Annotated in this window: 9 protein-coding genes and 1 pseudogene; 8 read left to right on the forward strand and 2 right to left on the reverse strand. The window is 64.1% G+C overall.

All coding sequences use genetic code 11. The features are described from left to right. Positions 1–428, reverse strand: a pseudogene (locus VKM35_RS03750) (hypothetical protein); the annotation flags it as partial. Between the two features lie 151 nt (positions 429–579). Here VKM35_RS03750 and VKM35_RS03755 point away from each other — a divergent pair. Further along, entirely contained in the window at positions 580–1005 is a 426-nt protein-coding gene (locus tag VKM35_RS03755) for a hypothetical protein (protein WP_324318506.1), read from the forward strand. Positions 1006–1138: 133 nt separating this feature from the next. On the opposite strand, the gene VKM35_RS03760 is transcribed toward VKM35_RS03755, so the two are convergent. After that, positions 1139–1435 carry a DUF1244 domain-containing protein gene (locus tag VKM35_RS03760; protein WP_324318507.1) on the reverse strand — a complete coding sequence of 99 codons (297 nt, stop codon included), beginning with the start codon at positions 1433–1435 and terminating at the stop codon, positions 1139–1141. A gap of 125 nt (positions 1436–1560) precedes the next feature. Here VKM35_RS03760 and folD point away from each other — a divergent pair, with 125 nt between their 5' ends. The 7 genes from folD to guaA all read left to right on the forward strand — a co-directional run. Next, positions 1561–2439 (forward strand): bifunctional methylenetetrahydrofolate dehydrogenase/methenyltetrahydrofolate cyclohydrolase FolD, encoded by an 879-nt coding sequence (gene folD / locus VKM35_RS03765; RefSeq protein ID WP_324318510.1) that lies wholly within the window; start codon positions 1561–1563, stop codon positions 2437–2439. A 22-nt stretch (positions 2440–2461) separates the two neighbouring features. Further along, complete coding sequence (locus tag VKM35_RS03770; protein ID WP_324318512.1) at positions 2462–3325, forward strand: TRAP transporter TatT component family protein; 864 nt, start codon at positions 2462–2464, stop codon at positions 3323–3325. Positions 3326–3351: 26 nt separating this feature from the next. Next, entirely contained in the window at positions 3352–4356 is a 1005-nt protein-coding gene (dctP, locus tag VKM35_RS03775) for a TRAP transporter substrate-binding protein DctP (protein ID WP_324318513.1), read from the forward strand. Further along, positions 4353–4829 (forward strand): TRAP transporter small permease, encoded by a 477-nt coding sequence (locus VKM35_RS03780; protein WP_324318515.1) that lies wholly within the window; start codon positions 4353–4355, stop codon positions 4827–4829. Before dctP ends, VKM35_RS03780 begins: the two co-directional genes overlap by 4 nt. Beyond that, the gene (locus VKM35_RS03785) at positions 4829–6103 is read left to right on the forward strand and encodes a TRAP transporter large permease subunit (protein WP_324318517.1); all 1275 of its coding nucleotides are present in this window, start codon (positions 4829–4831) and stop codon (positions 6101–6103) included. The genes VKM35_RS03780 and VKM35_RS03785 overlap by 1 nt, the downstream gene beginning before the upstream one ends. Before the next feature lie 346 nt (positions 6104–6449). After that, positions 6450–7907 carry an IMP dehydrogenase gene (gene guaB, locus VKM35_RS03790; protein ID WP_324318519.1) on the forward strand — a complete coding sequence of 486 codons (1458 nt, stop codon included), beginning with the start codon at positions 6450–6452 and terminating at the stop codon, positions 7905–7907. 134 nt (positions 7908–8041) lie between these two features. After that, the coding region (guaA, locus tag VKM35_RS03795) for a glutamine-hydrolyzing GMP synthase (RefSeq protein WP_324318521.1) at positions 8042–8972 on the forward strand (931 nt) is incomplete at its 3' end.

Genomic DNA, 8972 nt, shown 5'->3' on the forward strand with positions numbered 1-8972 from the left:
TGACTGTTGGCCTCGTCGGGCAGCGCGGCGATCGCGGCTTCGGCGAGTTTGCCGGCGAGTTCGTAGCGTTTGAGCTGTTCGGCATCGTCGTCGAGCAGGTAGGTGGCATGGATGCCGATCGCCTTGACTGCGACCGAGGCACCGATGGGGCCCAAGGCTTCGCCAGCCTCGAAGGCCTGCTGGAAATCACCGTGATGGAAGGCGCGCCAGGCGTCCTGCAGTTGCGCGGCCAGGTCGGCGGCGGCGAGTCCTTTCGGCGCGGTCTTGCCGGCGGCCTTGATCAGTGCGGCAGCGCGCTTGTCGTCGGGGAAGGGTTCGCCATCGCCAGCATGCAGGCTGGGCCAGGCTTTCTTGAGTTTGTCGCCGGCGTAATCGAAGGCCTTGGCGTCGTGGGGAAACTTGCTCCAGCCGGATTTCTTGGTCGCCATCTCGTTCTCCCTGGGATGGTCGGAGAATGTCGTGGCCGGGGAGGGCGTGCAAGTTCTGGGGGGTTAGTGTGAAAGCTCAGCCCTGACTATCGAGACTCGGCAGCGAACCATCCGGCCGCGTACGGCCCAATCCCCACAATCGAGGTTTCCCATGGCCCGTAAGACCAGCAAGCGCGCTGCCGCCCGCACCGCCAAGCCCGTCCAGTTCCAGCCGCATGACCTCCTGCTCGCCGGCATCGGCGCAGTCTCGTTGGGTCGCAAGCAGGCGATCAAATCCTATGCCTACACCATCGACAACGCTTCCGATCTGCGCGCCCGTGCCGGCGCCGCCGTGCAGGATGCGGTCGAGACGGTCAACGACAGCGTCATCGCCTTCCGCAAGAAAGCCAAGGCCAAGGTGGGCCCTGTGAAGAAGCAGGTGATCGCGCTGGCAACCGAAGCAAAAGCCCAGGCTGAAACCCGTCTCGCTCCGGTGCTGGTAAAGCTCGGCGTGAAAAAGGCGCCGGCCAAGCGCACGGCGGCGAAGAAGAAGCCGGTAGCGAAGCGCCCGGTCAAGCGCACCCGCCGCGCCGCCTGATCGATTCACGTTGCCATCCCCTCGTCAGGGAAAACGAAACGCCCCGGTTTTCCGGGGCGTTTTTTTGTGGCGATGATTCTTGCGGGCGGTGATTTTTACGTCTCGCAATCGACCGGGCGTCGGCTGATCCGCCTCAGCCGTCGTGGCGTTTTTGCGCCGCCGCGAATGCCGCGAGTTGTTCCGGCGTCGCCTCCGGCTGGTATTTCGCTTTCCATTCGGCGAAAGGCTCGCCGTAGATCAATTCGCGCGCCTGCTCCTTGGCCAGTGGAATGCCGGCCGCTTCGGAGGCATCCCGGTACCAGTCGGACAGGCAATTGCGGCAAAAGCCAGCGGCAATCATCAGGTCGATGTTCTGTACGTCCTTGCGGGCGTCGAGATGTGCGAGCAGGCGCCGGAACGCTGCGGCTTCGAGTTCGATCGATCGTTTCATATGGCGGGGCAGGGAGCTCATCGGGGATAATTGGCCGGACCCCTTCGCGAAGTCCGGGGTGCCGCGCAACGGCATCCCGCACCAGTGTAGCGTCCGCAAGATTCCCGCCGCAGCCAAGGAACCCGATGACCGCGCAAATCCTCGACGGCAAGCGCATCGCCGACGCCCTGCTCGACGATCTCGCCAAGCGGGTCGAGTTGCGCGGCGTAGTGGGCCTGCCGCCACCGGGGTTAGCGGTGATTCTGGTCGGTGCGGATCCGGCGTCGGCCGTGTACGTGCGCAACAAGCGCCGCGCCTGCAAGAAAGTCGGCATCCACGCCTATGATTTCGATCTGCCCGCCGATACCAGCGACGCCGATCTCGCGGCGCTGATCGACCGGCTCAATGCCGACCCGAAAATCCACGGCATCCTGTTGCAACTGCCGCTACCCGGCAATCGCGACGGCAGCTGGCTGATCCATCGCATCGATCCGCGCAAGGACGTCGATGGCTTCCATCCGGAAAACGTCGGGCATCTCGCGCTGCGCCAATTCGGCCTGCGCCCCTGCACGCCGCGCGGCATCACCACCTTGCTCGCTTACACCGATCGTCCCGTGCGCGGCCAGACCGCCGTCATCGTTGGCGTCAGCAACCACGTTGGCCGGCCGATGGCGCTGGAATTGCTGATCGCCGGCTGCACGACGATCAGCTGCCACAAGTTCACCCCACGCGAGGTGTTGGAGGCGCAGGTGCGGCAGGCGGACATCCTCGTGGTCGCGGTCGGCCGTCCCGGTCTGGTGCCGGGCGAATGGGTGAAGCCGGGCGCGGTGGTGATCGATGTCGGGATCAATCGCATGGACGATGGCCGCCTGGTCGGCGATGTCGGTTTCGAAGCGGCCGCCGCGCGCGCCAGCTGGATCACGCCGGTGCCGGGTGGCGTCGGCCCGATGACGGTGGCGACGTTGATGCAGAACACGCTCGAAGCGGCGGAAGCCTCGGAAGTGGCACCGGCGTTTTTGTCATGACTGTTATGGGAGACTGCCGCGCATGAAGCCTATTCCTGCCCTCATCGCCTTGCTGATCACCACCAGCCTCGCCGGTTGCGCGAGCATCGTGCAGAAAGCCAGCGACAGCTTCGCCAACAATCTCGGCAGCGCGATCCTCGACAGCGAAGATCCCGCGACCGTGCGCGACGGCTTGCCGGCGTATCTGCTGCTGCTCGACAGCCTGATCGAAGGCCAGAAGCCCGGCGCCAAGGGCAATGCCGCGATGCTGATGGCGGCGGCGAAACTCAACGGCGCCTACGCCGGGAATTTCACCGGCGACGACAAGCAGCGGGCGCAGCGACTGGCGAAGAAATCCTTCGCGTACGCGCGCACCGCGACCTGCCTGGAAGATGCCGCGTTGTGCGCGGCGATCGACCAGAACCCGGAAAAATTTGCCGCCGTCGTCGCGGCCGATGGCAACGCCGACCTGATGTATGGCCTGGCATCGAGCTGGTCGGGCTACCTGCAGGCCAATTCCGAAGACTGGGGCGCGATCGCCGACCTACCCAAGATCGAAGCCCTGCTCGATCGCGTTGTCGCGTTGAAACCCGATATCGACCAGGGCCAGGCCTACGTCTATCTGGGCGTGATGAATTCCCTGCGGCCGGAAGCGGTCGGCGGCAAGCCGGAACTGGGGCGCAGCTACTTCGAAAAAGCGATAGCCTTGTCCGGGGGAAAGAACCTGTACGCGAAAACCCTGTTTGCGCAGTACTACGCGCGGCTGGTGTTCGATCAGGCTTTGCACGACAAATTGTTGAATGAAGTTCTGGCGGCCGATCCGAAGGCGCCCGGCTTCACGCTGACCAATACGCTGGCGCAGGACCGCGCCCGCAAACTGCTTGAAAGCGGCAAAGACTATTTCTGAGGATCTGCATGAAACACGCTCATCGAATGACCCGCCCGTTTGTGAGCCGCGCGCTGGCCGTGCTGTGCCTGAGCTTCGGCCTGTCCGCCGCCGCCTCGGCGCAGCAGGTGATCAAGATCGCCACGCTGGCGCCGGATGGTTCGGCCTGGATGAAGGAACTGCGCACCGCCGCTGCCGAAGTGCAGACGAACACGCAGGGCCGCGTGCAGGTGAAATATTTCCCCGGCGGCGTGATGGGCAGCGATGCCGTCGTGCTGCGCAAGATCCGTCTCGGGCAGTTGCAGGGCGGCGTGCTGACCTCGAGCGAACTCGCTGCGGTTTATCCCGATGCGCCGATCTACGGTCTGCCGTTCCTGTTCAGTGGCTGGTCGCAGGTCGACAAGGTCCGCCCGCAGATCGATCCGCTGCTGGCGAAAGGTTTCGAAGGCAAGGGCTTCCACATGCTCGGTGCTTCCGGCGTGGGTTTCGCCTACATCATGAGCATCAAGCCTTTGCATTCGAAGGCCGACATGATGGGCACCAAACTCTGGATCCCGCAGAACGACGTGATCGCTGAAAAAACCTTCAAGATGGCCGGGATCAGCCCGATCCCACTGCCGCTGGGCGATGTCTTCACCAGCCTGCAGACCGGCCTGGTCGACACCGTCGCCAACACGCCGTCCGGCGCGGTGGCGCTGCAGTGGCACGGCAAGCTGCGCTACATGATCAACCTGCCGCTGTCCTACATCATCGGTTTCACTCTGATCGACCAGAAGACCTGGCAGAAACTCACGCCGGCTGATCAGGCCATCGTTGGCAAGGCGTTCGCCGCGGCGTCGGCGCGCACTGACGCCGGCATCAAGCACGGTGACGATGCCGCACTGGTCGCAATGCAGAAGCAGGGCTTGAGCGTGATCAACATGGATGCCGCCGAAACTGCGCGCTGGCGCGATATCGGCGCCCGCGTCACCAAGCAGATGGAAACCGACAAGACCGTGTCGCCGGAAATGATGGCGGCGATCCGCAAGGCCGTTGCCGGGGCTGGCAAGTGATCCAACGGTTGCTGCGCGGCTTGCACCGCGCCGAGGACCTGTTGCTGGCCGGATTGCTCGGCACCTTGCTGTTGCTGGCGCTGACCCAGATCGGTCTGCGCATGTTTTTCGAAACCGGCCTGGAATGGGCCGAAACCATCAGCCGCATGGGCGTGTTGTGGCTGGCGCTGATGGGTGCGCTCGGTGCGGCGCGTGCGCACCGGCATATCGCGATTGATGCGTTGCCGCGGCTGTTTTCGCCGCTGTGGCGTCGCGTCGCCTGGGCGACCACGCAACTGGCGACTGCGATCCTCTGCGGCCTGCTCGCCTGGTATGGCTGGGGCATGTTGCAGATGGAAAGGGAGGCGCCGGCGGTGTTCGTCGAAGGTATCGCCAGCTGGTGGCCGATGCTGGCGTTTCCGGCGGGCTTCGGCCTGCTGAGCCTGCGTTTCGCCGTCGCGGCATTCGCCCAGCCACCGGAGCATGAAGTCTGATGTTGATCGGGTTGACGATCGTCCTGCTGTTGGCGGCGCTGGGCATGCCCTTGTTCGCGGTCATCGCCGCGATCGCGTTGCTGGGTTTCAACGCGGCCGGTTACGACCTGATCGCGGTCGCCGTCGAGTACTACCGGCTGGGCGACAAACCCGGGCTGATCGCGATCCCGATGTTCACGCTGGCCGGTTACCTTCTCGGCGAGAGCGGCACGCCGACGCGACTGGTTCGCCTGTCATTGGCGATGCTCGGCTGGCTGCCCGGCGGCTTGGCGATCGTCGCGATCGTTGCCTGCGCATTTTTCACCGCGTTCACCGGCGCGTCCGGCATGACCATCGTGGCGATCGGCGCGTTCCTGTATCCGGCGCTGGTCAAGGCCAATTATCCCGAACGCTACAGTCTCGGTCTGGTCACGTCGTCGGGCAGCCTGGGCCTGTTGTTCGCGCCCTCGTTGCCGCTGATTCTCTACGGCTTCGTCGCCGGCCAGCTCAACACCACGCCGGCTGTGACGATGCGCGACCTGTTCCTGGCTGGCCTGATGCCCGGCAGCTTGATGATCCTGGTGCTGGCGCTGCACGCGATGTGGGTCGGCCGCCGCCTGCCCAAGGCCACGCAGGGTTTCGATGCTGGCGAACTGTGGTCGGCGTTGAAAGACGCGAAATGGGAATTGCCGCTGCCGCTGATCGTGCTCGGTGGCATCTACTCGGGAAAATTCGCCGCGAGCGAGGCGGCGGCGGTTACGACGCTTTACGTGCTGATCGTCACCGTGCTGATCAAGAAAGAGATCAAGTGGCAGAAATTGCCCGACCTGATGGCGGAAGCGATGCGCCTGGTCGGTGCGATCCTGATCATCCTCGGCGCGGCGGGTGCGCTGTCGAACTGGCTGGTCGACCAGGAAGTGCCCAACCATCTGTTCGATTTCAGCCGCCAGCACGTGCATTCGGCCGGCATGTTCCTGCTGCTGCTCAACGGCGTGCTGCTGCTGGTTGGGATGTTCATCGACATCTTCTCGGCGATCGTAATCCTCACGCCGCTGCTGGTGCCGGTGGCAGTGGCTTACGGCATCCATCCCGTGCATTTCGGCATCGTGATGCTGGCCAACCTGCAGATCGGCTACTTCATGCCGCCAGCGGGCATGGACCTGTTCATCGCCGCCTATCGCTTCAAGACCAACATCGTGAACCTGACCCGCGCCTGCGCCCCATTTTTCCTGCTGGTGGGCGCCGCCTTGCTGATCATCACGTGGGTGCCGTGGTTGTCGCTGGCGTTGTTGTAGGTGGTGAGCGGTGAGCGGTGAGCGGTGAGCGGTGAGCGGTGAGCGGTGAGCGGTGAGCGGAAAAAGCCTATGAGGTTTCGTCATCCCCGCGAAGGCGGGGATCCAGTGACTTTTTAATCATCACGACCAAGCCCCAAAGCGAAAGACACTGGATGACCGGCTTCGGTGTTGTGAAGCGCTTCCCGCCTTAGCGGGCATGACGGGCACAATCTCACCGCTCACCGCCGGGTCGGACGTGCATGGAGCGCTGGCCAAGCTGAGATCCGGGCAGACGCAAGGGCAGGGCGCACGCAGCGGGGCGGACAGGCTATAATTGCGCGCTTCCCATTCCCGGAACCGCACCCTCATGCTGCGCATCCAGGCCGAAGCCCTGACGTTCGACGACGTCTCCCTCGTTCCCGCCCATTCCACCGTCCTGCCCAAGGACGTCAGCCTGTCCACGCAGCTGACCCGTGGCATCACCCTGAACCTGCCGATCGTGGCTGCGGCCATGGATACGGTCACCGAAGCTCGTTTGGCGATAGCCATGGCGCAGTTGGGCGGCATCGGCATCCTGCACAAGAACATGTCGCTGACGCAGCAGGCGGCGAACGTGGCCAAGGTCAAGAATTTCGAAGCGGGCGTGATCCGCGAGCCGTTCACGGTCAGCCCGGACGCAACCATTGGCGACGTGATCAAGCTCACCCGCGCGCGCAACATCTCCGGCGTGCCGGTAGTCGATGGCGGCCAGCTGCTGGGCATCGTCACCAGCCGCGACATGCGCTTCGAAACCAAGCTCGACGACCCGATCCGCCACATCATGACCAAGAAGGAAAAACTGGTCACGGTCGGCGAGGGCGCCAGCGACGACGAAGTGCTCGCGCTGATGCACAAGCACCGCATCGAGAAGGTGCTGGTGGTCAACGACAGTTTCCAGCTGCGCGGCCTGATCACCGTCAAGGACATCCAGAAAGCCCGCGACAACCCCAATGCCGCCAAGGACAGCGACGAGCAATTGCTGTCGGGCGCTGCGGTCGGCGTCGGTGGCGATACCGAGGCGCGCGTCGAGGCGCTGGTCGCTGCCGGTGTCGATGTGATCGTGGTCGATACCGCGCACGGTCATTCGCAGGGCGTGCTCGATCGCGTCGCCTGGGTGAAGAAGAATTTCCCGAACGTGCAGGTGATCGGCGGCAATATCGTCACCGGCGACGCCGCGCTCGCGTTGATGGATCACGGTGCCGATGCCGTGAAGGTCGGCGTCGGTCCTGGCTCGATCTGCACCACGCGCATCGTTGCCGGCGTCGGGGTTCCGCAGATCACCGCGATCGGCATGGTCGCCGACGTGCTCAAAGGCCGCATTCCGTTGATCGCCGATGGCGGCATCCGCTATTCCGGCGACATCGCCAAGGCGTTGGTCGCCGGTGCGAGCACGGTGATGATCGGCGGCCTGTTCGCCGGCACTGAAGAGGCACCGGGCGACGTCGAGTTGTTCCAGGGCCGCAGCTACAAGAGTTATCGCGGCATGGGTTCGTTGGGCGCGATGGAGCTGGGCAGCAAGGATCGCTATTTCCAGGATGCATCCGATGCCGACAAATTGGTGCCGGAAGGCATCGAAGGTCGCGTCCCGTATCGCGGCCTGCTCGCCAACATCGTCCATCAGCTCGCCGGTGGCGTCCGCGCGTCGATGGGTTACGTCGGCTGCGCGACCATCGAGGAAATGCGCACCCGCCCGAAATTCGTCCGCGTTACTTCGGCCGGCACGCGCGAGAGCCATGTGCATGACGTGCAGATTACGAAAGAGCCGCCGAATTATCGGATGGGGTGAGTGGTGGGAGACGGGAATGGGGAGACGGGAGACGTGAAAGCAGCACTTTGCTTCGAATCTACTGGTTTTCTTCCGCCCATCGTCGATTGCCTGGCCCTCCGTATCCCGTCTCCCCATTCCCGTCTCCCGAATCCATGACCGACATCCACCACGACAAGATCCTCATCCTCGATTTCGGCGCGCAGTACACGCAGCTGATCGCGCGGCGCATCCGCGAGTTCGGCGTGTACTGCGAGATATGGGCCTGGGATCACGATCCGGAAGAGATCGCGCGTTTCGCACCGAAGGGCATCATTCTTTCCGGCGGACCGGAGTCGACCACCGAGGCCGGCTCGCCACGCGCGCCGCGGCAGGTGTTCGACAGCGGCCTGCCGATCCTCGGTATCTGCTACGGCATGCAGACGATGGCGATGCAGCTCGGCGGCGATGTCGAGGGCGGGCACCATCGCGAATTCGGTTACGCCGAAGTCGAAGTCACTGCCGAGTGCGCGTTGCTCGATGGCCTGAAGGACCACGCCGGCTCGCCGCCAAAACTCGATGTCTGGATGAGCCACGGCGATCGCGTCACCGCGATCCCGGACGGTTTCCAAGTCGCCGCGCGTAGCGAGTCGGTGCCGATCATCGCGATGTCCGACGAGCGCCGCCGCTGGTATGGCGTGCAGTTCCATCCCGAAGTCACCCACACCAAATCCGGCGAGCATATGCTGCGCCGGTTTGCGGTCGATATCTGCGGCTGCAATACCTTGTGGACCGCCGCCAACATCATCGAGGACCAGATCGCCCGCGTGCGTGAGAAAGTCGGCAGCGATGAAGTGCTGCTCGGCCTGTCGGGCGGCGTCGATTCCTCGGTTGTCGCCGCGCTCTTGCATCGCGCGCTAGGCGAGCGCCTGACCTGCGTGTTCGTCGATACCGGGCTGTTGCGCTGGAAGGAAGGCGACCAGGTGATGGCGACCATGGCCGAGCACATGGGCGTCAAGGTCATCCGCATCGATGCCGCCGACCGCTACTTCAAAGCGCTGGCGGGCGTTTCGGACCCGGAAGCCAAGCGCAAGATCATCGGCAAGT

This window comes from Arenimonas sp. (genome assembly GCF_035312645.1).
Lineage (GTDB): Bacteria > Pseudomonadota > Gammaproteobacteria > Xanthomonadales > Xanthomonadaceae > Arenimonas.

What these genes read in the sequence shown, in the direction of transcription:
- VKM35_RS03755 (WP_324318506.1), top strand. Translation starts at nt 580, where the DNA reads ATGGCCCGTAAGACCAGCAAGCGCGCTGCCGCCCGCACCGCCAAGCCC.
- guaB (WP_324318519.1), top strand. Translation starts at nt 6,450, where the DNA reads ATGCTGCGCATCCAGGCCGAAGCCCTGACGTTCGACGACGTCTCCCTC.
- folD (WP_324318510.1), top strand. Translation starts at nt 1,561, where the DNA reads ATGACCGCGCAAATCCTCGACGGCAAGCGCATCGCCGACGCCCTGCTC.
- VKM35_RS03760 (WP_324318507.1), bottom strand. Translation starts at nt 1,435, where the DNA reads ATGAAACGATCGATCGAACTCGAAGCCGCAGCGTTCCGGCGCCTGCTC.
- VKM35_RS03770 (WP_324318512.1), top strand. Translation starts at nt 2,462, where the DNA reads ATGAAGCCTATTCCTGCCCTCATCGCCTTGCTGATCACCACCAGCCTC.
- VKM35_RS03785 (WP_324318517.1), top strand. Translation starts at nt 4,829, where the DNA reads ATGTTGATCGGGTTGACGATCGTCCTGCTGTTGGCGGCGCTGGGCATG.
- dctP (WP_324318513.1), top strand. Translation starts at nt 3,352, where the DNA reads ATGACCCGCCCGTTTGTGAGCCGCGCGCTGGCCGTGCTGTGCCTGAGC.